This window comes from Desulfocapsa sulfexigens DSM 10523, from assembly GCF_000341395.1.
Classification (GTDB): domain Bacteria; phylum Desulfobacterota; class Desulfobulbia; order Desulfobulbales; family Desulfocapsaceae; genus Desulfocapsa; species Desulfocapsa sulfexigens.
This window is the reverse complement of record NC_020304.1, coordinates 3,236,808-3,261,587: the sequence shown is the minus strand read 5'-3', so window position 1 is coordinate 3,261,587 and position 24,780 is coordinate 3,236,808. Positions and strand designations below refer to the sequence as shown.

23 protein-coding genes, 1 tRNA gene and 1 pseudogene are annotated in these 24,780 nt (G+C 44.0%); 15 read left to right on the top strand and 10 right to left on the bottom strand.

Features of this window, described 5'->3' with window-relative positions; translation table 11 throughout:
* Positions 1 to 14 precede the first annotated feature (14 nt).
* Positions 15 to 1,217, top strand: a complete 1,203-nt coding sequence (locus UWK_RS14550) for a DegT/DnrJ/EryC1/StrS family aminotransferase (protein ID WP_015405147.1) — start codon at positions 15 to 17, stop codon at positions 1,215 to 1,217.
* Positions 1,218 to 1,299: 82 nt separating this feature from the next.
* Here the strand turns inward: UWK_RS14550 and UWK_RS14545 are convergent, their stop codons facing one another.
* Positions 1,300 to 1,665 (bottom strand): cell wall hydrolase, encoded by a 366-nt coding sequence (locus UWK_RS14545; protein ID WP_015405146.1) that lies wholly within the window; start codon positions 1,663 to 1,665, stop codon positions 1,300 to 1,302.
* Positions 1,666 to 1,921: 256 nt separating this feature from the next.
* Between UWK_RS14545 and recD2 the strand changes: the two genes are divergently transcribed.
* A complete protein-coding gene (gene recD2, locus UWK_RS14540; protein WP_015405145.1) occupies positions 1,922 to 4,402 on the top strand; it encodes an SF1B family DNA helicase RecD2 in 2,481 nt (826 codons plus the stop codon).
* 107 nt (positions 4,403 to 4,509) lie between these two features.
* Positions 4,510 to 5,058: a DarP family protein gene (locus UWK_RS14535; protein WP_015405144.1), complete on the top strand. Its 549-nt coding sequence runs from the start codon at positions 4,510 to 4,512 to the stop codon at positions 5,056 to 5,058.
* A gap of 118 nt (positions 5,059 to 5,176) precedes the next feature.
* Here UWK_RS14535 and folE2 read toward each other — a convergent pair whose 3' ends face one another.
* Both folE2 and metF read right to left on the bottom strand, forming a co-directional pair.
* Complete coding sequence (folE2, locus tag UWK_RS14530; protein WP_015405143.1) at positions 5,177 to 5,914, bottom strand: GTP cyclohydrolase FolE2; 738 nt, start codon at positions 5,912 to 5,914, stop codon at positions 5,177 to 5,179.
* Positions 5,915 to 5,921: 7 nt separating this feature from the next.
* On the bottom strand, positions 5,922 to 6,809 hold the full coding sequence (gene metF / locus UWK_RS14525; RefSeq protein ID WP_015405142.1) for a methylenetetrahydrofolate reductase [NAD(P)H]: 888 nt from the start codon (positions 6,807 to 6,809) through the stop codon (positions 5,922 to 5,924).
* A gap of 221 nt (positions 6,810 to 7,030) precedes the next feature.
* Between metF and UWK_RS14520 the strand changes: the two genes are divergently transcribed.
* The 5 genes and pseudogenes from UWK_RS14520 (at position 7,031) to UWK_RS18715 (ending at position 11,507) form a co-directional block, all read left to right on the top strand.
* Positions 7,031 to 7,426: an RNA-binding S4 domain-containing protein gene (locus tag UWK_RS14520; RefSeq protein ID WP_041917045.1), complete on the top strand. Its 396-nt coding sequence runs from the start codon at positions 7,031 to 7,033 to the stop codon at positions 7,424 to 7,426.
* A gap of 15 nt (positions 7,427 to 7,441) precedes the next feature.
* Positions 7,442 to 8,017, top strand: a pseudogene (locus UWK_RS14515) (IMP cyclohydrolase); the annotation flags it as partial.
* A 51-nt stretch (positions 8,018 to 8,068) separates the two neighbouring features.
* Positions 8,069 to 8,650 carry a formyltransferase family protein gene (locus UWK_RS14510; protein WP_015405139.1) on the top strand — a complete coding sequence of 194 codons (582 nt, stop codon included), beginning with the start codon at positions 8,069 to 8,071 and terminating at the stop codon, positions 8,648 to 8,650.
* Positions 8,651 to 8,652: 2 nt separating this feature from the next.
* Positions 8,653 to 9,192: a bifunctional pyr operon transcriptional regulator/uracil phosphoribosyltransferase PyrR gene (gene pyrR, locus UWK_RS14505; RefSeq protein ID WP_015405138.1), complete on the top strand. Its 540-nt coding sequence runs from the start codon at positions 8,653 to 8,655 to the stop codon at positions 9,190 to 9,192.
* A 68-nt stretch (positions 9,193 to 9,260) separates the two neighbouring features.
* Positions 9,261 to 11,507, top strand: coding sequence for a peptidase U32 family protein (locus UWK_RS18715; RefSeq protein ID WP_015405137.1), 2,247 nt, complete (start codon positions 9,261 to 9,263; stop codon positions 11,505 to 11,507).
* 775 nt (positions 11,508 to 12,282) lie between these two features.
* Here UWK_RS18715 and UWK_RS14490 read toward each other — a convergent pair.
* Positions 12,283 to 13,383 carry a cyclic nucleotide-binding domain-containing protein gene (locus UWK_RS14490; RefSeq protein WP_015405136.1) on the bottom strand — a complete coding sequence of 367 codons (1,101 nt, stop codon included), beginning with the start codon at positions 13,381 to 13,383 and terminating at the stop codon, positions 12,283 to 12,285.
* A gap of 273 nt (positions 13,384 to 13,656) precedes the next feature.
* Between UWK_RS14490 and rpsT the strand changes: the two genes are divergently transcribed.
* The 6 genes from rpsT to UWK_RS14460 all read left to right on the top strand — a co-directional run bounded on the left by rpsT (position 13,657) and on the right by UWK_RS14460 (position 18,715).
* Positions 13,657 to 13,929, top strand: coding sequence for a 30S ribosomal protein S20 (rpsT, locus tag UWK_RS14485; protein ID WP_015405135.1), 273 nt, complete (start codon positions 13,657 to 13,659; stop codon positions 13,927 to 13,929).
* Between the two features lie 168 nt (positions 13,930 to 14,097).
* Positions 14,098 to 15,603 (top strand): anthranilate synthase component I, encoded by a 1,506-nt coding sequence (trpE, locus tag UWK_RS14480; protein ID WP_015405134.1) that lies wholly within the window; start codon positions 14,098 to 14,100, stop codon positions 15,601 to 15,603.
* Between the two features lie 3 nt (positions 15,604 to 15,606).
* Entirely contained in the window at positions 15,607 to 16,200 is a 594-nt protein-coding gene (locus tag UWK_RS14475; RefSeq protein ID WP_015405133.1) for an anthranilate synthase component II, read from the top strand.
* The gene (gene trpD / locus UWK_RS14470) at positions 16,197 to 17,231 is read left to right on the top strand and encodes an anthranilate phosphoribosyltransferase (RefSeq protein WP_015405132.1); all 1,035 of its coding nucleotides are present in this window, start codon (positions 16,197 to 16,199) and stop codon (positions 17,229 to 17,231) included. Before UWK_RS14475 ends, trpD begins: the two co-directional genes overlap by 4 nt.
* A gap of 41 nt (positions 17,232 to 17,272) precedes the next feature.
* Positions 17,273 to 18,055: an indole-3-glycerol phosphate synthase TrpC gene (gene trpC / locus UWK_RS14465; RefSeq protein ID WP_015405131.1), complete on the top strand. Its 783-nt coding sequence runs from the start codon at positions 17,273 to 17,275 to the stop codon at positions 18,053 to 18,055.
* A 9-nt stretch (positions 18,056 to 18,064) separates the two neighbouring features.
* Entirely contained in the window at positions 18,065 to 18,715 is a 651-nt protein-coding gene (locus UWK_RS14460) for a phosphoribosylanthranilate isomerase (protein ID WP_015405130.1), read from the top strand.
* A 44-nt stretch (positions 18,716 to 18,759) separates the two neighbouring features.
* Here UWK_RS14460 and UWK_RS14455 read toward each other — a convergent pair whose 3' ends face one another.
* Both UWK_RS14455 and UWK_RS14450 read right to left on the bottom strand, forming a co-directional pair.
* Positions 18,760 to 19,539: a septal ring lytic transglycosylase RlpA family protein gene (locus tag UWK_RS14455; RefSeq protein WP_015405129.1), complete on the bottom strand. Its 780-nt coding sequence runs from the start codon at positions 19,537 to 19,539 to the stop codon at positions 18,760 to 18,762.
* A 1-nt stretch (position 19,540) separates the two neighbouring features.
* Positions 19,541 to 21,028 (bottom strand): hypothetical protein, encoded by a 1,488-nt coding sequence (locus UWK_RS14450; protein WP_041916439.1) that lies wholly within the window; start codon positions 21,026 to 21,028, stop codon positions 19,541 to 19,543.
* A 123-nt stretch (positions 21,029 to 21,151) separates the two neighbouring features.
* On the opposite strand from UWK_RS14450, the gene UWK_RS14445 reads away from it, so the two are divergent.
* Positions 21,152 to 21,227 (top strand) — tRNA-Thr (locus UWK_RS14445).
* A gap of 215 nt (positions 21,228 to 21,442) precedes the next feature.
* Here UWK_RS14445 and UWK_RS14440 read toward each other — a convergent pair.
* The 4 genes from UWK_RS14440 to UWK_RS14425 form a co-directional block, all read right to left on the bottom strand.
* Positions 21,443 to 22,024: a VIT1/CCC1 transporter family protein gene (locus UWK_RS14440; RefSeq protein ID WP_015405127.1), complete on the bottom strand. Its 582-nt coding sequence runs from the start codon at positions 22,022 to 22,024 to the stop codon at positions 21,443 to 21,445.
* Between the two features lie 33 nt (positions 22,025 to 22,057).
* Positions 22,058 to 22,324, bottom strand: coding sequence for a DUF211 domain-containing protein (locus UWK_RS14435; RefSeq protein ID WP_015405126.1), 267 nt, complete (start codon positions 22,322 to 22,324; stop codon positions 22,058 to 22,060).
* Between the two features lie 83 nt (positions 22,325 to 22,407).
* The gene (locus UWK_RS14430) at positions 22,408 to 22,947 is read right to left on the bottom strand and encodes a phosphate-starvation-inducible PsiE family protein (protein ID WP_015405125.1); all 540 of its coding nucleotides are present in this window, start codon (positions 22,945 to 22,947) and stop codon (positions 22,408 to 22,410) included.
* A gap of 148 nt (positions 22,948 to 23,095) precedes the next feature.
* A complete protein-coding gene (locus tag UWK_RS14425) occupies positions 23,096 to 24,691 on the bottom strand; it encodes a complex I subunit 5 family protein (RefSeq protein WP_167320755.1) in 1,596 nt (531 codons plus the stop codon).
* Positions 24,692 to 24,780: the final 89 nt, after the last annotated feature.

The following is a 24,780-nucleotide window of genomic DNA, read 5'->3' as shown; positions in this document are numbered from 1 at the left end:
AAAGGAGTTATCCCATGCCCGGTTTTGAAGTCTTTGGAGATGAGGAAAAAAGGCAGATCAGTGACGTTCTGGACACTGGTGTCCTTTTTAGATATGAGTTTGGTGAACAGCGCAAGAATGTTTATAAGGTCCTAGAATTTGAGAAGAATTTCGCAAGCTACTGCGGTGCAGGTTTTGCTCAGGCAGTGACTTCTGGAACGGCTGCATTAAAGGTTGCGCTTGCTGCACTTGGAGTGGGCCCTGGAGATGAGGTCATTACCCAGGGATTCACCTTTGTAGCCACCTGGGAGGCAATTCTTGATATTGGTGCTATTCCGGTTTTCACTGAAATTGATGAAACCTTAAATATGGACCCCGAAGATCTGAAAACAAAGATCAATGACAAAACTCGCTGTATCATCCCGGTGCACATGCTTGGAGCAATGGCCCGTATTGAAGAAATTGTTGCAATTGCCAGCAAACATAATATTCCGGTGCTTGAGGATACTGCCCAGGCGGCAGGTGGCACAATTAAAGGTCAGCATCTCGGTACCTTTGGAAACTGCGGGACATTTTCATTTGATTCGGTGAAAACCATGACCACCGGAGAAGGTGGAATGATCATTACCAATGATGAAGAAATGTGGCGAACCATGTCTGAATACCATGATCATGGTCACGATCATGTGGTTAATCCAGGGGGACGTGGCGGGGAAGGGCGCAGGTTTGTAGGATTTAACTATCGAATGATGGAACTGCAGGGTGCTATGGGGATTGCCCAGTTGGCTAAACTTGATTCCATGATTGCTGCTCAAAAGAACCATAAGGCCAAACTCCGCCAGGCAGCATCTGCTATTCCTGGAGTACAATTCAGAAGTCTTGTCGATGAAGAAGGGGATACGGCGACATTTTTTGCATTTATCATGGAGAGCAGTGAGCAGTGTCAGAGAATAAATGCTATCCTGAAAGAAAGTGGGGTTGGCGCAATTAATTTCAGTGAAAACAGCTGGCATTTTTATCCAAGCTGGGAACACCTTATGAAAGGATCAACAATTACCGCATCCGGATGGCCCTTTGCAGAACCAGGCGGTAAACGTCGCGTAGTTTACGACCCCAATTTACTTCCTCAATCAGCGGATATTATGTCAAGAACACTGGTGTACCCGGTATCTGTGAAAATGAGCGATGAGCAGTTGAAAAAGATGTGCGATGCTCTTGGAAGGGCAGCAACTGCCTGAGAGGGTTTGTAATAACAAAAAGGTGTGATGGCAAATCCACCACACCTTTTGTTATTCTAATGTTATTTGGGATAATCTTAGATTATTTCTTGTAAAACTTATGATTGCCGTACTGTTCCACGAATGTATACTTTGAAGCCCAGTATGGTTCAATGTTATCGAGATGATAGTAGGTGGCACCGGCTGTGAAATCAGTAGAGTTCAGGGCAATGTAGACTGACTTCATGCACTGAAAAAAGGCCTTCGGGTCTTCTGGAATATAAGAACTTTTCTGATTGGTCCAGCTGAACTGATAGGGCTGTTTAACAACCTTTTTAATACTGAGGTCTCTTCTGATTGCCCGGTTAAGGGTGACATGTGCCACTGCCACCTGGCCGATTTCCGGCTCTGAACGGGCTTCATGGTACACATTTAAAGTCAGCCAGAGTAACCCTTCAAGAAATGTCATAATGTTTCTCCTGCTTCCAGTGTGTTTTCCCCATAGGTAGAATTTGGGAAACTCGAAGTTGCACCCACTCAGTCGACTTCTAGAGAGGCTTAATTTGGAAGTGAACACTTTTTGACATAATAATCATTTCTAGTCAAGAAAAAACTTAAGAACTTTGGTAGTGGACTGCTTTGTTTCTCTGGCGTAATAGTGTGGCAGATATTCTTGACACTAAGTTTGTTTTTCTGAAATTAACTGTAATATATCAATATTTTGTATGGGTGACTCATTAAATACTGAGGAGATTCAGGGGATAGTCGAGCGGATTACTTTTCATAATGAAAGCAACGGTTGGAGTGTTCTCAGGGTCAAATGTTATAATGATTTTGACATTTCCACGGTAATAGTTCATCAGATGAAAGTTTTTGCCGGTGCTACCATGAAATTTACTGGGTACTGGTCAAACCATCCCAAATTTGGGCGTCAGTTTACTGCAACCAGTGCAGAAGAACGTAAACCTGCATCTGCTGCAGCTCTTGAAAAATACCTTGGTTCCGGACTTATTAAAGGAGTAGGACCCAAAACTGCTAAACGAATCGTTTCCCATTTTGGGACAAGCACTCTAGAAGTTTTCGAAGAATCCATAGAAGATCTTCTGCTGGTTCCAGGTATAGCAAAGAAAAAACTACAGGGAATCAGCAATGCCTGGAACGAACACAGGGCCATTCGTGATGTTATGCTTTTTCTGCAGGGACACGGTATTTCCACTCTCTTTGCGGTGCGGATCTTTAAAAAATATGGGCAGAAGGCCATAGAAAGAGTAACCGCCAATCCCTACCAGCTTGCAAATGATTTCTATGGCATAGGCTTTTTTTCGGCGGATAAGGTAGCATTCTCTTTGGGAATTGAACAGAACGCTCCTGTTCGTATCATTGCCGCTATCAGACACATTCTTTCGGCATCCAGGGAACAGGGACATTGTTATCTGCATGTTGGTCAAATACAGGAGAGTATCTCAACACTCCTTGACCTTGATCTTAGTGACCAGATGGAGCACTACCTTCGGTCGATGGAGAATTCCGACCTGTTGAGAAAAAGACAACTGCCGCTATCAGACGGCTCATTAGTTGCCTGTTATTACTCAAAAACGCTCTATTTTGATGAACAAAGCTGTGCTGAAGATGTAGCTGCCCTCTGCAGACCCCTGAACGTCGATTGTGGTCATGTGGAAAAATGGCTTTTTGAGTATTATAAAAAACAGGATTTCTCCTTAAGTGAGGAGCAGGCAAAAGCTGTAAGAGGTATTGTCACCTATGGCTGTTCCATTCTTACCGGCGGGCCTGGCTGTGGAAAAACCACTACCACCCAGACACTTGTCAGACTGTTTCTTGCCATGGGGAAGGTGGTTCTTCTTGCCGCACCTACCGGAAGAGCTGCGCAACGTATGGAAGAAGTTGTCGGGGTTGAGGCCAGAACCATACACAGGCTACTTGAATATCAGAACGGATCATTTAAAAAATGTCGTGAAAACCCTCTTAGTTGTGATGTTCTTGTGGTGGACGAATGCTCCATGCTTGATATCAGTCTGTGTGCTGCTCTTTTTGCCGCCCTGCCCAAAGACGGACAGCTTGTTCTTGTTGGTGATGCCGACCAGTTACCTTCTGTTGGGCCTGGCAATGTCCTTGGTGATTTGTTAAGCTCTGAAATTGTCCCTGTTTTTCAGTTGAAAGCCGTCTTCCGCCAGGCTCGCAATTCAAAAATTATTTCCTTTGCCCATGATATAAATAGTGGAAAAATTCCACACATACAGTCTCCATTTAAAAAACCAACATTATGGCAGGAAAAGTGCGACTGCCTTTTTATTGATTCTAACGAAGCCACTCAGAAACAGCTGAGTAGCATACGGATGGCAAAAAAACAGCTTCGCTTCAACTTGCGTGAAGTAGAGTATGGTGAAGAAAATCTTTATTGCCATACGCATCCTGAAAAAGATCAGGAAGGAAAACGTGAGTGGGAACAAAAGAAAAACTCTCACTTTGAACATATCGATTTCGGACTGCTGCAGACTGCCGAAAATAATGCTGACGAGTTACGGGCAGTTCTGAAAAAAGTGCATCCCTGGTCCTCGCTCTACTATGGTTTAACGGCAGGGCAGGTGTTGCTTCGCCTCTATAGTGAATGGATACCCAAATACTTTGGATCAGACACCGAAATTCAGGTCCTTTCTCCAATGACTCGCGGCAGTCTTGGTACCATGAAGATAAATGAGACCATACAGCAGGCTATGAATCCTGAAAACACCAAAAAAAAAGGACAGATTATTCTCGGCCAGAGAGTTTTTCGTACTGGAGATAGAGTGATACATCGTAAAAACAATTATGATCTTGGGGTTTTCAACGGGGATATAGGTCAAATAACTCACATAAACTCAATAGATATGACATGCCTTGTGAAATTTTTTTCGGACGAGCGCACAGTGGAATATCAAAAGGATCAGTTGAGTGAACTTGAGTTGGCCTATGCTATTACCATACATAAATCACAGGGGAGTGAATTTGATTGTGTGATCATTCCACTTGTTTCCCAGCACTTCAACATGCTTTTTCGTAACCTCATTTACACTGGGCTTACACGTGCAAAAAAACTCGCGGTGTTTATCGGGACGCGTCAGGCTTTGGCTATGGCTATAAATAATATAGATACGGTAAAGCGCCAGACGGCTCTTTCGCTTTTACTCCGACAGCAAACAGGGGATTGACGTAAACGTTACCTGACGGGACGGTGGTATTTGAAATTGCGGAAAGTTTTCCTGACCGCCAATGTTATTGAGAGAATTAATAAATTTTATTGCAAACGGTGTGACCTATGTCAGATTTTATCAGCAGATCAGAAGTAAAGCGTATATATAAACAGGTCGAGGAACTTGCAAGAGAGGTGGCAGATCTTTCGGACAAGGAACTGAAAAGTTTTCCAGGTGGTCCTGTTATTCATGAAGAAATTCTTGCCACCCGCGGCCTGAAAGGCGGATCCAGAAAGCGTCAGATAAAATATCTTGCCAAGGTACTGAGACAGGGGCCACTAGAAGAAATGTATCTCTTTGTAACAAACAGAAAAGGTTCAAATCTACACGCCAAAAAACAGTTTCATGAGGCTGAACGACTGCGGGACACGCTAATTAATGAGGCAATGGAAGTATATCAGGAGTGTCTCATGGAGCAGATCCCCTTTGAACCCGATTGGGAAAGTGATTTTATCCGGGAAATCATCTCAGAGCACCCGAACATTAACGAAAAAGAGCTGCGCCAGGTTGTGTATCAATATGTAAAAACACATTATAAGTTTCATTACCGGGAACTTTTCCGAATGATGAAGGCAGCTGTTGAATTGAAAGAACGGATTGAAAAGAACAGCTGAAACGAATGAATTACGACGGATATGTATATTTAAATTTGTCGTTTTGGAAGAGCAGACGGGTGGTTTGAAAAAAAACAGCGGCAAGGGTATCGAGATGTCTTATCTTTAGCAGTATCTGTCAGCGAATTTCATTGGAATCAACATAGGCGTAGGCGCTGTGTTTATGGATGGATTCGAAGCTCTCTACACTTGCTGAAAACCAGGTTATTTTCGAATCGTCGAGTGCGGAAACGGCAACCTTTCGGACCACGTCTTCAACAAACATCGGGTTTTCATAGGCGCGCTCGGTGACATATTTTTCATCAGGGCGTTTCAGCAGGGCCCACAGCTCACAGGATGCGGATTTTTCTATCATTGCAATGAGATCTTCTGCCCAGATGAACTTGTTGAATTTGACATTCAGGGTCACTTCAGCACGTTGATTATGGGCACCGGCTGTACTGATTTCTTTGGAGCAGGGGCAGAGTGTGGTAATCGGAACCCTCACTGATAGGATGAAATCGTCATCAGTCCCCACTTCTCCGGTAAAACTGCATTCATATTCCATAAGGCTTCTGGTTCCTGAGACGGGAGCTTTTTTTTCTATAAAATATGGAAAGGACATCTCGACTCTGGCACTCTCAGCACATAATCCCTCCTTCACTTCAGCGAGAAGTTCGGGGAAATTTGTGACACTCAAATCGTCCATATATTTATTGAGTACAGTAGTAAAGGTCAGGACACAACTTTCTCTGTATTTCCCAGGGAGACTGGCTTGAAGCGAGATAGTGGCCACACTGTTCTGCAGGCCACCGTTTTTTTCACGAATACGGACAGGAACCTGGATGTCTTTTATGCCTACGGACCGGATTTTCATTGTAGAGCTAACGAAGCTGATTTGAGTCACGAACCCCCAGGGAATTGTAAATCTCCTGAGTGGCCTGTGAGGAGTTAAGGGTGAAGAACTGGATTCCTCGTACATCGTTATCCAGTAGGTCACGAATTTGTTCAGTGGCCCAGTGAATACCTACCTTCTCAACATATTCGTCATTTTCGGCTCGATCAACCGCCTTTAACAGTCTGGCGGGAATCCTGGCCCCACCGGCAAGTTCTGCCGTTCGTATCAGACCGCTTTTTGTGCTGACAGGCATGATCCCAGCGATATTGGGAACGTGAATTCCGGCAAGTTCACAGCGTTCACAATAGTCATAAAAATCGCGATTATCAAAAAAGAGCTGGGTTACGATATAGTCTGCCCCTGCATCCACCTTCTCTTTTAAATACTGGATTTCCTGAAGACGATTCGGTGTTGCTGGGTGTCCTTCTGGAAAACCAGCAACACCTACACACATCTGTGGGAAATGTTTTTTAATATAGCCTACAAGATCTGCGGCATAGGCAAAGCCATCGACGGGCTCGACAAAATTTTTCTGATCTTTTGGCGGATCACCATGGAGAGCGAGGATGTTTTCGATTCCGGCATCCTGATATTTTTCTAAAATTCCGTGGATCTCGGCACGGGTGCTTCCCACACAGGTGAGATGTGAAACTACCGTAATATTGGTCTGCTCCTTGATGCGAACAACCAGGTCATGGGTTCTGTCCCGTGTAGTGCCTCCGGCACCATAGGTGACACTAACGTAGGATGGGCCAAGGGGCATAAGATTGGATATTGTCTGCAGTAAGCGATCGGCTGCTGCATCTTCTTTTGGGGGAAAAAATTCAAAACTAAAGGTGGTTTTATGGCTTTGAAGAAGGTCTTTAACAAGCATGTGCGGTCCTGGTGTGGGGTAGACAGTTTAGGATTCAATTTTTCAGTGTGCTTTCTTTACTCTTTTTTCCTCTGTTCGACAAGTTGCAATTATCGCCAGACCTTTTATACAGCCCTAACAGGCCTCTGATACGTATCTTTTTGTATGCATTTATGTTGTTTCAGTGTAAAATGTCTGTTTCGTGAATTGAAATGTCTATGATCGTAAACGGGTTTTTGTGTATGAGTGAAACAGAGGAAACTGTACGGGTTGATAAGTGGCTGTGGGCTGCCAGATTTTTTAAAACTCGGAGTCTTGCAAGCAGGGCTGCAACGGGTGGAAAAGTCTTTCTCAATGGACAACGCTGCAAACCATCCAAAGCAGTAGTCGAAGGAGACGAACTCTGCGTTCACAGAGGTCCGGTTACACATACCGTTATCATTGTGGAACTTTCCAACCGCAGGGGACCTGCCAGGATAGCCCAGTCCCTGTATGAGGAAACGGAACAGTCCATACAGAACCGGAAGGAGCAGAAGGAAGAACGCACCATGTTCTTTGCCGGACAGACCGTACCGGCCAAAAGGCCCGGAAAACGTGATAGACGAAAGATCAAGGAATTCATCCGCAAGGGTGAATAAAAAAAAGGATTGGAAATGAGCAAAGTAGAAAGAGCATTAATTAGTCTGACCGATAAGTCAGGAATTGAAGGTTTTGCCAAAGAACTCGCTGATCTTGGTATAGAAATTCTCTCCACAGGTGGAACTGCCGCCAAGATCAGGGAAGCCGGTATCAGTGTGATGGATGTCTCTGAATTCACAGGGTTTCCTGAAATGCTTGATGGCCGGGTGAAGACCCTGCATCCAAAGGTGCATGGAGGCATATTAAATCAAAGAGCAAACAGTGACCACCAGAAACAGTGTGCCGAACATGGTCTTAAAAATATTGATCTGATTGCGGTCAACCTTTATGCCTTCGAAAAAACAGTGGCTGATCCCAACTGCAGTCTTGGTGATGCCATAGAAAATATTGATATCGGTGGTCCTACCATGCTGCGGGCCTCTGCTAAAAATTTTAATGATGTGACGGTTATTGTTGATCCTGCAGACTATCCTCAAGTTTTGAAAGAAATTAAAGAAACTGGCAATACTACCTTAAAAACACGGTTCCGTCTTGCTGCAAAGGTTTTCAAACTAACATCTGAGTATGATACTGCCATCTCCGCATGGCTAGAAAAAGTGGATGTTGATGGTAACGATTTCTTCAAATAAGGAATGGCTGAAATGTTAAAAATGGCGGTGCTGCTCTCGGGAAGTGGAAGAACACTCGATAATTTTCATGAACGGATAAAGGAGGGAAGTCTTCAGGCACAGATACAGGTGGTTGTTTCCAATGTTGAAAACGTTCTCGGCCTTAGAAAAGCGGAGAAGTATGGATATCCAGCCTTTCATGCAAAAGACAATGATGCTGTTAATTCCATTTTGAAAGATTACGACGTGGATATTATCGCTCTTGCCGGGTATCTCAAGTTATATACAGCACCGCCACACTTAAAAAAAGCTGTGGTTAATATCCATCCGTCTCTAATTCCTTCATTTTGTGGTGATGGTTTTTATGGCTCACGGGTCCATAAGGCGGTCCTGAAACGGGGCTGTATGGTGAGTGGTTGTACCGTTCATTTTGCCAATGAAGTGTATGATGAAGGGCCTATTATTTACCAGCAGGCCGTAGCACTCGACTATGACGAAACACCCGATACAGTTGCTGACAAGGTCTTTGCTGCGGAATGTGAGGCATTTCCAGAGGCGCTCAACAGGGTCGCTGCAAGGGGAATAGAATTTTTCTGGAATCGAGTACAGGGGTGATTATGAAGAGCAGCATACTTTTGAACAGTGATGAGATCACACTTGCTGTAAACCGAATCAGCCTTCAGGTTCTTGAGAAAAATCACAGCCCTGACAATCTTGCCATAGTAGGTATACACACCTGTGGAGTTTTTCTCGCCGAAAGAATACGAAAATTTGTAGAACAGCAAACCTCACAGTCTGTGCCCCATGGAAGCCTTGACATAAATCTATACCGTGATGACTGGAGTCTTATTACTCAAAATCCGGTGGTTAAGACGACTGACATCAGCTTTGCCGTTGAAGGGAGGGACATAATTTTAGTAGATGATGTGCTCTTTACCGGTAGAACCATTCGAGCGGCCCTTGATGCCTTGATGGATTATGGGCGTCCCCACAGTGTGCAACTTGCAATACTGATTGACAGGGGAGGGCGTGAACTCCCTATTCAGGCAGATTATATCGGCCTCAGCACCACAGTCCGTACAGATGAAAGAATTCAGGTAATGTTTACTGAAAACGGTGGACAGGATGAAGTTCTTCTCCAAAACCAGAAAGAATAATCTTTCCACTGTTCGAACGCTTTTTTTTTTTTTCGAACCCTAAAACCTTTTACTAAATAAAATACATTATGGAACTCCTGGCACCTGCAGGCAACCGAGAAAACTTTCTTGCCGCAATGGACGCAGGTGCCGATGCTGTGTATGTCGGTGCTCCTGCATTGAATGCCAGGAATCTGGCCCGTGATCTTCGTCTTGAAGAAATTTTTTCCATGGTTCAGTACTGTCACTCTAACGAAAAGAAAATCTATCTTGCCGCCAATAGCCTTGTTCGCGAACAGGATCTCCCTCAGGCCGTAGAAACCCTTGCGATGCTGGAAGCCATGGGGACAGATGGTCTTATTGTCCAGGATATCGGTCTGGTGCGCATGATTCGGGAACACTTCCCTGACATACCTCTCCATGCATCCACGCTCCTCTCAGCCAACAACTCAGAATCATTGGCCGGATTCAAAACCATGGGCTTTGAAAGAGTAGTGCTTGCAAGAGAACTCACCCTGAAGGAAATTCAACTTCTGTGTCAGAAGAGTGATATTGAGATTGAAGTTTTTGTCCATGGCGCCATGTGCTTTTCCTACTCGGGGCTCTGTTTGTTTTCATCTTTTTTAGGTGGTAAAAGTGGTCTTCGCGGCAAATGCGTTCAGCCCTGTCGTCGTCACTATAGCTGGAATGCACAGCGTGGTGGGCAAAATTCTTCGCGATCAAAAAAGAATCAGAGAGCTCAACAGGATTCCGCCAAGGGGAAGCCTGGTGGAAAAGGGCAGTACCTTTTTTCCATGAATGATCTTTCAGCCCTTGAGGCTGTGCCGGATCTTCGAGCAGCTGGCGTGGCTTCACTTAAAATTGAAGGACGTCTCCGTTCTGCCCATTATGTCTCGCATATTGTCCGCGCCTACAGGCTCGTTATGGATGCCACCGAGGAACGCCTTCCTGCCGCGATAAAAGAGGCTACTCTGTTGAGTAACCGTGCCATGGGAAGAAAAACATCGTCCGGCTATTTCTTTTCTCCGCAGCCAATTGATGCCATTACTCCACATCATTCTGGTAGCACGGGTGATTATCTTGGGAGGCTCGGGAATGTCAAACCCTATGAGAACAGATTGTACGGGAAGTTGGCTCTTAAAGAGGAACTGGCAGCTGGGGACAGGCTACGGCTTCATGCTGAACCTTCAGGGGAGAGATTGGCGTTTAGCCTCAAGGAGCTGCGCCTTGGAAACGACAGTGTTGAGATTGCAGAGGCCGGAGATAAAGTACAGCTGCTCTTACCGGAATGGCAGTATTACGAACAATCCAACAAAATTGATGTGTATAGGGTTGATGTGAGGAAGGTTTCATTTTCCCCGGATGTTCTGCCAGACATTCAACGCTGTGCAACTGAGCTCGCTCAAATATCTGACAAAAATTCCGGGAGAATTCGTGAAATCCTGAGAGAGGTTGCTTCACCGCTTCATGATGAAGAGATTCCCGAGATTATTACACCACGCAAATATGTTGGCAAAAAAGGGATAAAGCCGACAAGAAAAATGAAATTGCCACTTGACGTCTGGCTCAGGGTCGATGAGGCTAAAATACTTTTCAACCCCTTACCCTTTGTTCCAGATCGTTATCTGCTACCGGTTACGAAAAGTAATCTCAGCCAGACCGGCCAGCTTAAACGTTATCTTGGACGACGTGTCCGGGATCTTACCTGGTGCCTCCCCCCTGTTCTTTTTGAAGGAGAGCTGCAGAGGTTAAAAAAACAAATACAGCTCCTTATCCGTTCGGGGTTTAGGAGTTTTCAACTTGGTCATATTACCCAGTTTACCTTTTTTCAAAATGAAGAACGGGTCTACCTGTCTTCCGATTTTACCGTGAGCCTGTTAAATAGTCAGGCGGTTACCTTAGTTGAAGAGGGCGGGCTTGAAGCAGCTCAACTTTCCATTGAGAGTGATCAGAAAATTCTGATTGAACTCATTGCGCGATATCGGAGATATCAGAGTGAAATGAAACTGGGACTCACTGTATACGGTGCCCCGGCGTTGTTTACGGCCCGATTGGATCCGGAACATTTTCAGTACAATAAAACATTGAGCAGTCCTAAAAATGAAGAGTTTACCATAATTAAAAAAGAAAATGTTACGGCTACTGTTCCGGTACGTCCTTTCTCCTTACTCCCATACCTCTTTGAGCTGAAATCTGCCGGATTGGATTATGCGGTCATTGATTTAAGTAATATGCAAATCAATAAAAAAGAGATGGAAGAGTTGGCTGAGAGGCTGAAAGGAACTGGAAAGTATTCAAAGCTTCCAACTTTTAATTATCTCGGAACTCTGGAATAACTGTTTTTTTAAGGTATGCCTGGATTGTTTTTCCTTGAAGCAGTTCAGGCACGCTTTCTTTTTTTAGCAATTCTACGATCTTCCTTCCAGCCCCCCAGTTTCATTATTGAAACCGTTTTCAAGCGAAACCTTATAAGGATATAGCCTGCTTCAAGCAGAGGGGTATTGATTACACTTGTGTAATTATGCTACAGTTGGCCTTGTGTTTGGTGATCGTTCGCATATGTTTGTTTTCTTTACTAATAAATGTATTTACAAACTACAAAGATGGTGTTATCAGTTTACCATATATACGATCAGGAGTACTTGAATTTGCTTTTTTCGTAACATGGAAGTCATTTTCGGAATTTACTTACAAGGCTCACTTATGCTATCAAAACATTATTGCCCATCCTGCGGTAGCTACAAAATACGAAGAATTCATAGAAATTTTTTTAAAAGAAAAATTTTAAAGGCACCACTGCACTATCAATGCGGCAAATGTTTTTCGATTTTCAAGAAAGATCAGTTCAGGGTTAATAGGCTTAAGCAATGTACTGAATTTATTTGAACCATTCCGTAATCACTTTATTTGTCCATTAACAGCTGATTTTTCCTTGAGCATGAAACGTGCAAGGAGGTGGGGTTTGTGAAGTTTTCCTTCAGGATAGCAAAAGAATCTGCCGCTAACAGTTTGAGAATTTAAGGTGTGTGGATGAATACCACATCGGCAATCAGCTTATGCCATTTTGAATAGAGGGGAAAATTACGGATTTGTTCAACAGGCCCTAACACATTAATTTGTCCTGATATTTCTGCCTTCATCAAGTCTTCGCATACCCTCCATAAGAAGCTTCATGAAATATCCGATTTCCGGTACTTCAAAATCTTCTGAAGGTATGCCTGGAGTAAAGCGGAAACGACCTTCCTGCTCCTTTAAAATTTCGTAAAAAGCAGCCTCTCCTTCGTAGGTGTAATATTTCGCCTTGATGAGAGAACCTTGCCTGAAGGAGAACCTGGCAGTGCCGTTAACGAGTTCACTTATGGTGAGTATTCCAGTTTTGTTGTTCATGTTCAGGGTCTGAAACAGCGCTTCTGCAGGAATCTCTGCAAGGTTCCCTATCATTCCTGAAGAGAGATCCTCGGTACGAATAGTGTTTGATTTTGTGAGCCTTTTGGCCATTAAGCGTGTGAAATAGAGTTGGATTGAGGGGTATTGCTCAAGAATCTTCTGAAAATTCTTTCTATCGATATAGAGAATAGAAGAAGGTTCGCGAACCTGAATGGTGGCACCGACGGAATCATTACAGATAAGGCTCATTTCACCAAAGACATCGCCCTTGGAAAGTGTGGTGATAGTCATTCCCACATCATTAATCACATTAACAGATCCGGTAATAATGATATAAAAATTCCCACCAGGATCACCTTTTCGAATAACAATATCGTCTTTCTTGAGCTTGTTCAGGTGGAAAAAATTCACCACCTTTTCCAGATTCTCTTCATCTATGTTTTTAAAGAACGCAAAATCCGAGAGTAGGTGAAGCATAGATCCGAGCTCATTGGTGTAATCCTTTTCAGAACCATTTGCCGTGAGTTCCAGATCTTTGGTGTATTCAAGGCGGATGGATCCGGTGCAACCGCTGCAACTGATCATACAAACGGGAATTTTATCGGCACGCTCGTACTGGATAATTACCTTTGTGAGGTCACCATTCAGGGTCTTACATTTTTCTTTCTTGAGCGGAGAATGAATTATAGTTGTGTTAACAAAGGTGTTTTCTTCTTTCGATACCATTGAAATAGTTATACCTGCGACGGTGAAAAGATCTCCAAAAGAGTAGAGAGGGCAGTTTTTAACTGCTGAAACTTTAAAAACTGCTTTTGGAAAGGCCATAGTATAACCAGTGGTAGAAATACGAGATGAGAGATACAAAACAGTAACAATCTATAAATATAAGATATCTCGGGAAGTCATGGCAAGTCAATTAGAAATTTCCATTTGAGAGATTTTCGAAAACAGCAGGTGTTTTCTATTGACTTTGTGATGATACCATATTAAAAATACTGCTCTTTATCAAGTTTTAACAGTGTAACATTAAACTTACAAAGAATTTCCGGCATCTTAAGTCGGTTAACAATATATTTGATACCCTTACAGGAGATATTTGTGGCAAATCATAAATCCGCTGAAAAACGTAATCGTCAATCACAGGATCGTCGTATTCGAAATCGTATAAACAGAACCCGTATGAGAAATGCAATAAAAGCAGTTGATGCTGCTATAGTTGAAGGGTCGCAGGAAACTGCTCAAGAATTACTCATGAAGGCAGTTCCGGTGATTGCAAAAACTGCTTCCAAGGGAACCATTCACAAGAAGAATGCCTCCAGGAAGGTTTCCCGTTTAACCAAACGTGTTAACAAGATGCAGGTTGTAGCCTGATCGTATTTTTCACTAAATACGTGATTCCTGTCACTTTTCACGGTTAGTTACTGGGCCATAAAGTCATAAGACTTTATGGCCTTTTTTTTTTACTATGGTATGATGTTACATATTTTTTTTATTTGTACACGTTAAAATACTAGTAATATTAACTTTTCAGTCTACTCCATGCCTACAACTACCCATTTTCCACAGTACGATGATTTTGCCTCTACCATGGAAACGGCAGGGCTCGTTCCCGTATACCGTAAAATAATTTCTGATCTTGACACCCCTCTTACTCTTTTTGCTAAAATCGCCGGTCAGGAAAATCATATTTTTCTTTTCGAAAGTATGGAGGGTGGCGAGAAATGGGGGCGATATTCATTTATCGGTTTTGACCCGATCCTCACATTTTCGTCCTATGGATCAAAGATAGACATCAATTCATTTAGTGGGGAGTTAAACCAAAACACAGCCCCAGAGTCTAATCCACTTGAAACACTCCAATCTTTACTGGAAAGTTTTAAGGCAGCAGAAAATCCAGACCTGCCCCGTTTTAGCGGTGGAGCTGTAGGGTTTCTAGGATATGATATGGTTCGATTTATGGAAGAGCTCCCCTGCGATAAGGCTCCTCTTGATTTTCCTGATTCCTCTTTCATGGTTCCCAGGATTGTTTTGATTCATGACAGCTTCAAGCAAACTGTTACTGTTGTCTGCTGGGTGGCTAAAGATGCAAAGAGCATAAGTACTCAGTTATACGATGAGGCTGTTGCCAAGATTGACTCCGTAGTGGATCTCCTGAGGGCCCCGGTTCCGATTTCCTTCCATGAATCAAGCTCAGAAGGAAGCAAGACTGAGCATGTTTTTAGCTCTAACATGAAGAAGCAGGACTTTTGTTCCATGGTGGAAAAGGCTCGGGAATACATTAAAGCTGGAGATATCATACAGGTTGTTGTCTCCCAGCGTTTTCACACTACTACAGATATAAAAGCACTGGATCTCTACCGTGCTTTGCGCCATATCAACCCAAGTCCCTATCTCTTTTTTCTCAAACTTGGGGATCTTATCCAGATAGGATCGTCTCCGGAAATTCTGGTTCGTAAAGAAGATGAAGCCATAGAGCTTCGTCCCATAGCAGGAACACGAAAACGCGGCCAGACCAGAGAAGAAGATGAAGCTTTGGAAAAGGAGCTGCTTGCGGATCCTAAAGAACGTGCTGAGCATCTGATGCTTGTAGATCTTGGACGAAACGATGTGGGTAGGGTCTCACAGGCCGGGAGCGTAGAAGTTACCGATTTACTGGTGGTTGAACGCTACAGCCATGTTATGCATATCGTTTCAGGAGTTACCGGGCTTATAGCAGAAGATAAGGACCAGTTTGATCTCATTAAGGCCTGTTTTCCCGCAGGCACTGTAAGCGGTGCTCCCAAGATCAGAGCAATGGAAATTATAGATGAGCTGGAACCTGAACGTCGTGGTCCCTACGCCGGTGCCGTAGGATATTTTGGCTTTTCCGGGAATATGGATTTCTGCATTACCATCAGAACATTTGTTATGCAGGGCGACAACCTCTGGATCCAGGCTGGTGCCGGTGTTGTTTTTGATTCTGATCCTGAAAAAGAATATGAAGAGACTATCAACAAATCAATGGGCTTGCGACGGGCAGTCGAACTTGCAGAGAAGGGGTTTTAGGCCATGCTTGTTATCATAGATAATTACGATTCATTTACCTATAATATTGTCCAGACCATTGCTGGAAATGCTCTCAAAAATCAAGAGAATACTGACATCAAGGTATTCCGTAACGATAAAATAGGGGTAGAAGAGATTGCTGCCATGAAGCCTGATCGCATTCTTGTCTCACCTGGCCCCTGCACCCCATCTGAAGCTGGAGTTTCCATCGATGTTATCAGATATTTCGGTGGCAAAATCCCACTTCTCGGCGTATGCCTTGGTCATCAATCCATTGGGGAAGCCTTTGGAGGGAAAGTTATTCGTGCCTCACGAATTATGCATGGCAAGACTTCCCCCGTTTATCACGACAATAAAGGTGTTTTCTCAGGTCTTCCCAATCCTTTTGACGGCATGCGCTATCATTCTCTTCTCGTTGACAACCATACAGTTCCGGAATGTTTTGAAATAAGTGCATGGACCGCGGAGGGAGAGATAATGGGACTGCGTCACAGGGAAATGGATCTTGAGGGTGTTCAGTTTCACCCTGAATCCATTATGACACCAGCTGGTGTCACACTCCTTAAGAATTTTATGATGGAAAAAAATAAAAAATGAATATCAAAGAAGCAATTGCCAAAGTTGTCCTGAAAGTGGATCTCAACGAAAAAGAGATGGTTGCCGTGATGAACGAAATCATGGGTGGAAGCGCAACAGATGCTCAGATTGGATCGTTTATCACCGCACTCCGCATGAAGGGAGAAACCGTTGAGGAGATCACTGGGGCAGTGAGGGTTATGCGTGACAAAGCAACAGCTATTGTTTCTGGAGTTGATGTGGCCTCTGGTGATATACTGGTTGATACGTGCGGAACAGGTGGTGACGGTTCTGGGACTTTTAATGTTTCCACAACCAGTGCCTTTGTCGTTGCAGGAGCCGGGGTTCCAGTTGCGAAACATGGTAATCGTTCCATATCCAGTAACTGCGGTAGCGCTGATGTGCTTGAAGCGGCTGGTGTTGCACTGGATATCAGTTCTGAAAAAATTGGAGAGTGTATTCAAAAAGTTGGGATTGGATTTCTCTTTGCTCCTGCACTTCATGGAGCTATGAAATATGCTATAGGGCCACGTAGGGAAATGGGCATTCGCACCATCTTTAATATTCTCGGCCCTTTAACCAATCCTGCAGGTGCCAATGTCCAGGTGCTTGGTGTCTTTAGTGGTGACCTGACAGAACCGCTGGCCAGAGTTCTTGCCAAATTGGGATCTAAGAGGGCACTGGTGGTACACGGTGAGGGAAACCTTGATGAATTGACAGTTACTGGAACCACCCGGGTATCTGAACTTCGTAATGGAGAGGTGACGACCTATTCTGTCGATCCTGCTGACTTTGGTTTTGCAGATGCTACCATTGAGGATCTGCAGGGTGGTGCAGATGCTGAAGAATCAGCTCAGCAGATGCGGGCTGTGTTAACTGGTGAAAAAGGTCCTAAACGGGATATGGTTCTTTTAAATAGTGGTGCTGCACTTATGGCTGCTGGTCTGTGCGAAGATTTGCAATCCGGAATTCTTGCCGCCGCAGAAGTAATTGATTCCGGCAGAGCAGCTTCTAAACTCGATCAATTAATCGAATACAGCAATAGCAATTAACTTCAACCAATACATTACATTTACCAGCTAACTATTGAGTTATGGCCCATATTTTAGACGTAATAGTCGCGAAAAAGAAAGAAGAAGTTGCATTGCTACGAAACCATGGTGTGCATATTCCTGAAGCATTTGCTGAAAAGGAAATTCAGTCACCCCGTGGATTCAGACAGGCCCTGGTAGATTATCAGGGCGTTGCAATTATAGCTGAGGTCAAAAAGGCTTCCCCCTCAAAGGGCGTCATCTGTCCCAATTTTGATCCTGTTGCCATTGCCACGAACTATCAGAAAAATGGAGCGCAGGCCATTTCGGTACTCACCGACAGGGGTTTTTTTCAAGGATCGCTTCTGTACCTGCTCCAGGTAAGAGAATGTGTGGATCTTCCCATTCTTCGTAAAGAGTTTATTATTGATCCTCTGCAGATAGAGGAAGCTCATATCTGCGGAGCTGATGCCATTCTTTTGATGGCCTCAATTCTTGACATTCATCAATTGAACGATTTTCTTGCTCAAGCTGAAGAATACGCAATTGATTGTCTTGTGGAAGTTCATGATGAGGCTGAGCTTGAAACAGTTCTCATGACTGATGCCAACCTTATTGGTATCAATAATCGCAATCTTAAAGATTTCTCAATGGATACCGAGACCACGTTCCGCTTGAAAAAAATGATCCCGGATACTATTGCAGTGGTTGGAGAGTCTGGATTAAAAACAGCCGAAGACATTCATCGTCTGGATCAGGCTGGCGTCTGTGCAGCCCTTATTGGTGAGTCATTGATGCGTGGAAAAAATGGCGGAAATAGTCTGCAGGGACTGAGAGGGAAATAAGGAAAGACAATGCACTCCCGAACACGTATTAAGATGTGTGGCATGACACGCGAGAAGGACGTCGAGGCCGGTGTCAATGCAGGCCTTGACGCCCTAGGTTTTATTTTCTACGAAAAGAGCCCGCGAAATGTTTACCCTGATTTTGTACGGGCAGTTATCTCCAAGGTACCGCCATTTGTAGACTGTGTTGGGGTCTTTGTTGACCGTGACAGGGAGGAGGTCCAAGAGATAATAGAGTACTGTGGTCTATCTCATGCTCAACTTCATGGTAAAGAAAGCCCCAAGTATTGTGAACGTGTAGAACGATTCACATCACCCTGCCATGTAATAAAGGCTTTCAGGGTAGGTACTAACAGTAAAAAAGAAGATTTTTCCCCCTATGATGATCTGGTACACGGCTATCTCCTTGACACTTACGAAAAGGGTAGTGTTGGTGGAACGGGTACCAGTTTTGACTGGAGTATTATCGAAGCTCTTGAGTTACAACGACCAATGATCCTTGCCGGAGGCCTTTCGCCTAATAATGTCGAGAATGCTATCCGTAACGTTTCTCCATTTGGAGTTGATGTTAATTCAGGAGTTGAGGTGGAGCCGGGCATTAAAGATCATGAGCTGCTCAAGGAATTCGTACGAATCGTACGACAGGCGGACGCCAGATAGAGTGCTGTTTGGGGAAGATATATTCTCGGCACAGAGTTATAAAATTATCTGGCCAGAATAAAAGCTCCCTTATATCCCTTTTTAATCAATGCCTGCTCACTTTTCCTGGCACTGTTTAAAGTCCTGCCAACAAAGACCTGTACCCGATAAAAGAGCTGTCCATTAACTTCCGCTTTTGTCATTACTACATGATGCCCTGCGTCAAGAAATTTTTCCTGAAGTTTCAGGCCATTGTACTTCTTAGTAAATGCTCCAATCTGAACAAAATACTCCCCTGAGCGTAGGTCCGCATGTGACTTAAAAAATCTTTGCCCGGTTTCAATGTCTGTCTGTAACTCACCTAGTGCAGTGACTTTCACCCGTGCCGTCCCCGAATGAACCAGAGCAATTTGCTTTGCAGCCCCATAACTCAGATCAATTATCCTCCCCTGGACAAATGGACCTCGATCATTAACTCGAACAACGACCTCCTTGCCATTATTCAGATTTTTCACAAGAAGCATTGTATGCATGGGGAGCAGTTTATGGGCTGCGGAGATATCGTGCATGTTATAGGTTTCGCCATTTGAGGTGGGCCGGCCATGAAAGTCACGACCATACCACGAGGCTATACCAATCTCTTCATATCCATCAGCCGAGGGGAGAGGAGAGTACAGGCGATCATTAATGACGTATGGTTTCTGGGTTGCGGGTTTTCTAGTTTGTCGCGAAGCGGAACTACTGCCCGTTGTTAAACAGAAGGTGAGAAGCGTAAAGAACAGGAACATTCGCAGAGGAGTAAAGATGGAGAGACTCCCCCTTATCGGAAAAGACTTTGAAAGCATATTATTTCACAGCTCCCTCTTCAGATTGCAGGAAATTCTTTATCCTATCCCTGTAGAACATGCCTGCTTTCCCGGTGGTGTGCGGGACATACGGGAGTAATCCATTGTTTTGAGCGTTACTGCGCACTGAATCAAAAAGAACATCCTCATCTTCGTCTATCCAGGAAAGATAGATATCAAGTATGGGGCGCATTACCTGGAGTCGTCCGGAACTGTCGCGGCCAATGATAATATTTTCCCAGCGTCTGGTTTCGTAACCTTTGTACCAGAGTCCATCCTTAGCTTCACCACTCAATTTATCTGTCATTGAATGAGCCATTTCTTCATTGTCGAAATTCAGGTTATTTTTCAAAATCTGTTCGACTTCAAAGCTTCCCTGGACAGACACTCTTGAAAAAGCGTCATATTCACTTAGATCACTTCTTAAAAGGTGGGTTCCCAGGTCATTAAATGACCATTGAGCATGACATACCTGGCATCCAGCAACTTCAGCGTATTCCTGATGGGCGGCATGTTTCATGAAGGGGATGGTATGTTCCTTGCCATCACCAGTTGAAACAAGGGTAAATTCATCCTCCTTATTATTTTTCCGGTTGATATTAAAGTATGATAATTGATTTTCAATTCTCGACCTATCGTGACAATCCGCACAACGTGTTTTTGTATCACCCTGGGCCATGAGCTCTCGCCCACCATGACAATCAACGCAGACTAAGCCTTTTTTCTGGTGAATATCTGGAGATAGTTGGTGGAATTCGACTCCAAATGGACGAAAATAATCATGGCGAGTTGTGTATGGAGTCCGGTATTCATCATTCATGTCATGTTCATAGCGTCCATAATAGTCATATCCAACCCAGTTGCCATAGTGGCATTGCAAACATTGATCATCTCCGGGCGTTTTGAGGAAGGAATGAGAAACAAGTTTTCCCTTATAAAACTGGAGATGACAACTGGCACATCCCGTTCCCCGCACGACGGCCGGGTAGCGATCTCCTGAAAAATATGGATGACAACGCAGACAACGGCGCCTCAGCAGGTCGTCGGCGAGCTCGACTATTGTCTGGGGAGAATCGGTGACTGGAACATCAACAAGGCTGGTAAGCTCTTCTTTAGCTCCAAAGGCGATGCGGACACGATTTACTTCTGTTTTCAAGGTAAAGTGAAGGGAATGGGCAGTGCTCGCAACCTGATCCTGGTGACATTTGCCGCAGACCTTAACCATATTATCAGGATGGGCTGGGCGCAGTATCAGATTCTCGTGTGCCAGTTCCTTGGAAGAAGTGTCGTTTGAACCACCATGACAGACGGTACAATCCATATCGTGAGCAACATCGAGCACCATGCTGTGGCAGGCCTTGCATCCTTTGGGGGGTGTGGAAATAGAGTTGGAGGCTGGAGATGTTTCGTTGCCTTCCTCCTGCTTCTGGTCTTCTGAACAGGCATTTAAAAGCAATAACAACAGGAGTGAAAAAAAGATACGCTGCATAGAGATACGGTTACCTGCAACTAAAGGTAATGGAATATATTTGACATTGATAGGTGACCTTGCTATACAAGCCATGAAATTAGAACATTATTTTTGTCAAAAAGATCATCATTTTTCCTGATAGCCGACATAGCTCAGTTGGTAGAGCGACGCTCTCGTAAAGCGTAGGCCAGCGGTTCGATCCCGCTTGTCGGCTCCATTAATCTAACAACTCATTAGAGTTCAGAGTCTGAAATCTCCTTGTCAGGGTTCAGCCAAAACCGCAACCTGACACCTCTTACCATATCAGTGTTGTTTTTGCCATGGATTCAAAATGGAGAACATAACTCTGGATGATATTTATCATAGTGTTGATCAATTACTGTTCTGTTCTCATGTCTGATGAACATCACCTGAAAATTTTTGGATTTATTTTCAGATATCAAACATGAGGATAGTTGCCACCAGAATCAACGCTATAAATACAGTGCGCAGTCCTGCCCACAACCAGAATTGCCTGCTTATTTTCCCTAAATAGACTCCAAGGAGAAATATACAGATAAGCGCTACTGCAATTGCTACAAGAAAGGGAGACCATGGCAACAAAATGCCGTGATGAGCCAGGAATAAGGGTGCAACTATAATCAGGGAAAGGGAAAGTGGTGAGAGGCCGTTTACAGAAGCAATAAGAAGTGGGAGATAGCGGCTGGCATCGCCATAGTGACTATCTTCCAGATCAATAAGCAATGCCTGCTCAAGTTTCCGTAACTCCTCCTGTCGCTCAGCTTTTTCACTGAGATAGGCACTGGAAAACCCACTGACAAAGAGTGCTACCGCAGCACCAAGACAGGCATTTATTGCGACCCCCAGCTCTTTGGTTCCACTGACATAAAACCCTGTCATCATTCCCAGCATGGTCAGCGTCCCATCAAAACCGTTGGTAACCATGTAGCGCCTGGCGATTTTTTTTCCGCGATAGATATGGGATAGGAGCTGTTTATCCTTCTCTCTGATCATAAGTGACCATACCTCTCACAGGAGACGGGCGCCTTATATCGTTTCCGAGCCATGAACCTCAACTTCATCAATACTATGAATCGATGCCCCCATTTTTTTTATGAGCTCAGATACTGAATCAAATGCTATATTGTTCCCCTCTACTACCACGATGACACTTTCAGTCTTGGCATCCATCTCAACCACACTGAGTCGCACATGATAATCGGGTGACAACTGAGCCAGTGCTGTGGCAAAATCTACTCCGTTGGGCTTATGAGGCTTGAGGACATCCAGAACGATTTTTCGGGTTGTGGTCATAGGTTGATGTAATGTTAAATGAATAATAAACGCATTATTAAATCCATGTATCTGTTAAAAGGCATACCTGTCTCTTATGGACGTCAGGTCTTTTTTGAAATAAGCCAGTACGTCACACCAAGGGCTAGGACTGTTGCTGCTGTACCAAGCAGAAATGGAGGTGTTATTTCATCGAAATCAAAAATAATAACTTTACGCGAAATTGCCATTAGTGCGGTGGCGACTACTAACCTAACAGGAATAACATCTGTCTTGAGATACATGGTGATATTTATAAAAATTTCTATGGCAATCAATACTGCCAGGAAAGCTCCAAAAGTTGCCAGAATATCATTAATACTCAACAACAAGAATGGAGGAGTTATCAGACGTTGATATAAAACATACACAACGTCACCAATACCCCAAACGATAACCATAACCATTAAAACAGCCAATATTTTAACTGCTACACGGATTATTCGATGCAGGACTTCAATAAAAGGATCTTCATGCTTCTTAATCAGATCATGGCCCGGTTCGGCGAGATGTTTCTTGTCTTGTTCGGAATCCACTATAGTTCGCACCTCATTGTCGGAAAAAAATAATAATGTGGACAAGATAGACCCGAATCCATTAGGCATATTTCCATACTGTTATATTGTATGGAAAAAAACATATGAAGTCAAACAGATCTGAACATCATCCAAATTCTCTGTCAACAACAGATCTGCTTTGTGTTTGTAAAGTTACCACAGAAAAGACAAACCATTATTCCAGTGACAATTTCGATCACAATAATAAAAACAGCAGACAGAAACAGAGTGCCAGGTAAGATAATCCCACTACCTGCCACCTCCCCATGACTTTTTCAATTTTCCGTAAATATGGAACAAGACGGTATATGGAGCCAGCAAACATGTTTTGTGGTTGCTTTTCCTTCCTTTTCTTCTGCACCAAGTCTGTTGCCAGGCATTTAAATGTATCAAAATGGTTTTTTCTCTTAGGTGTACCTGTCTGAAATTTTGTTGTAAGTACAGATCGTTGCAATAAAAAGAACAGGAAGCAACCTGCTGCAACCGGCAGTGATCCTAGAAAAATTTGTTCTCTTTCAAGCGAATGACTTGAAAAATCATCAGCAAATGGCCATATCCAAAGTGTTGTTGCAACGGCAGTAAAACTGGCAACAAAAACCAGTTGTATCAGAATGTTACCAGACTTGGAAATGGTATTCATATTTTTCAATATTCTTACAAAATGAAGCATGAGTATAGTTGTACCCGTTGCTGTTAAGGGAAGAAAGAACGTACTTATTCCATACCAGGGTTCACCCAGATGTGTCGCCAGTTCTTTAAATGCTGTCTTGACAATTGCACCGCTGGTAAAGGGCATTCCTGCAAGAGCCAAAGCAGTAAACAGGATTGCAGCAAGCTGAAAATGCGATACGATTTTCCCTTCCCGTGTAGTTAGGTCATACGCAAAGAACAGGCTGCTTTTGGCCAGCGAATGATGCACAACACAGAGAATAAGTACAGGGATGGCATAAATTCCTGCGTCCTGGTCAAGAAGGCCCATCCCGAAAACAACAGTTATCAGCCCCATCTGACTGATGCTTGATCCACCAAGCACTGCACCAGGCTGTTTGCTGTTCAAACCGGCAATGACCCCGTATATGGAAGCAAGAGCCCCGGCGATGATAAAAAGCATTGCTCCATCAGGATAGGAGATCTGGCCAAGAGGCATAAACCGAAGCCAACCGAGGATACCTGCGTTAACCATAGATCCTGCAAGAGCTGTAGCGGCTGGAGGGGGTGCGTTCTGATAGGCTGGAATCAGCCAGCCATGAAAAGGCAGTGCTCCGATTTTAATACCGAATCCAATGAAAAGGAGGATAAAAATGACCGGATGATACGAAGCTCCTGCAAGGTCATTGAGAGCCATGCTGTCACAGGTCTGTACCAGGCAAAGTAAGGCAGTGAACAGTGCCATTTCGCCGATCATAACCAGGAAAAGATAGATACGCCCGGCACGTCTTGCATCCTTATGCCCTTCATGGGCCACAAGCCCGTAGCTGGCAAAACTCATCATGGCAAAGAAGAGATAGTACCCAAACATTCCCTGGGCAAGGATGAGGCCAAAATTACCAGCCATGGCGGTCAAAAAGAATATATGAAAACGTGTCCGATTATGACCACTCTTAAAAAGACTCAGGATGCTGAAGCTCGCCAGCAACCAGACAAAACCGGCAAGAATGAGAAAAATCCTACCTGTTCCATCAAGTCCCATACGGCCACTCATAAAAAACCAGCCCGCTTCAACAGAGACATCGTCAGGTACTGTCATGGCAATAAGGAGAGCAGGAACTGTTGCCAGTGGAAGGATTTGCATTACCTTCATCCGCAACGGAGTACAACAAAGAAACAGCATAAGCAGAGGAGTACTCGCGGCTGATGACAGTATCAAGGCATAAAAGATTG

Excerpts from the sequence above, each read along its gene's own strand:
- UWK_RS14550 (WP_015405147.1), top strand. The coding sequence starts at position 15 with ATGCCCGGTTTTGAAGTCTTTGGAGATGAGGAAAAAAGGCAGATCAGT.
- UWK_RS14545 (WP_015405146.1), bottom strand. The coding sequence starts at position 1,665 with ATGACATTTCTTGAAGGGTTACTCTGGCTGACTTTAAATGTGTACCAT.
- recD2 (WP_015405145.1), top strand. The coding sequence starts at position 1,922 with ATGGGTGACTCATTAAATACTGAGGAGATTCAGGGGATAGTCGAGCGG.
- UWK_RS14535 (WP_015405144.1), top strand. The coding sequence starts at position 4,510 with ATGTCAGATTTTATCAGCAGATCAGAAGTAAAGCGTATATATAAACAG.
- folE2 (WP_015405143.1), bottom strand. The coding sequence starts at position 5,914 with ATGAAAATCCGGTCCGTAGGCATAAAAGACATCCAGGTTCCTGTCCGT.
- metF (WP_015405142.1), bottom strand. The coding sequence starts at position 6,809 with ATGCTTGTTAAAGACCTTCTTCAAAGCCATAAAACCACCTTTAGTTTT.
- UWK_RS14520 (WP_041917045.1), top strand. The coding sequence starts at position 7,031 with ATGAGTGAAACAGAGGAAACTGTACGGGTTGATAAGTGGCTGTGGGCT.
- UWK_RS14510 (WP_015405139.1), top strand. The coding sequence starts at position 8,069 with ATGTTAAAAATGGCGGTGCTGCTCTCGGGAAGTGGAAGAACACTCGAT.
- pyrR (WP_015405138.1), top strand. The coding sequence starts at position 8,653 with ATGAAGAGCAGCATACTTTTGAACAGTGATGAGATCACACTTGCTGTA.
- UWK_RS18715 (WP_015405137.1), top strand. The coding sequence starts at position 9,261 with ATGGAACTCCTGGCACCTGCAGGCAACCGAGAAAACTTTCTTGCCGCA.
- UWK_RS14490 (WP_015405136.1), bottom strand. The coding sequence starts at position 13,383 with ATGGCCTTTCCAAAAGCAGTTTTTAAAGTTTCAGCAGTTAAAAACTGC.
- trpE (WP_015405134.1), top strand. The coding sequence starts at position 14,098 with ATGCCTACAACTACCCATTTTCCACAGTACGATGATTTTGCCTCTACC.
- UWK_RS14475 (WP_015405133.1), top strand. The coding sequence starts at position 15,607 with ATGCTTGTTATCATAGATAATTACGATTCATTTACCTATAATATTGTC.
- trpD (WP_015405132.1), top strand. The coding sequence starts at position 16,197 with ATGAATATCAAAGAAGCAATTGCCAAAGTTGTCCTGAAAGTGGATCTC.
- trpC (WP_015405131.1), top strand. The coding sequence starts at position 17,273 with ATGGCCCATATTTTAGACGTAATAGTCGCGAAAAAGAAAGAAGAAGTT.
- UWK_RS14460 (WP_015405130.1), top strand. The coding sequence starts at position 18,065 with ATGCACTCCCGAACACGTATTAAGATGTGTGGCATGACACGCGAGAAG.
- UWK_RS14455 (WP_015405129.1), bottom strand. The coding sequence starts at position 19,539 with ATGCTTTCAAAGTCTTTTCCGATAAGGGGGAGTCTCTCCATCTTTACT.
- UWK_RS14450 (WP_041916439.1), bottom strand. The coding sequence starts at position 21,028 with ATGCAGCGTATCTTTTTTTCACTCCTGTTGTTATTGCTTTTAAATGCC.
- UWK_RS14440 (WP_015405127.1), bottom strand. The coding sequence starts at position 22,024 with ATGATCAGAGAGAAGGATAAACAGCTCCTATCCCATATCTATCGCGGA.
- UWK_RS14435 (WP_015405126.1), bottom strand. The coding sequence starts at position 22,324 with ATGACCACAACCCGAAAAATCGTTCTGGATGTCCTCAAGCCTCATAAG.
- UWK_RS14430 (WP_015405125.1), bottom strand. The coding sequence starts at position 22,947 with ATGCCTAATGGATTCGGGTCTATCTTGTCCACATTATTATTTTTTTCC.
- UWK_RS14425 (WP_167320755.1), bottom strand. The coding sequence starts at position 24,691 with ATGCAAATCCTTCCACTGGCAACAGTTCCTGCTCTCCTTATTGCCATG.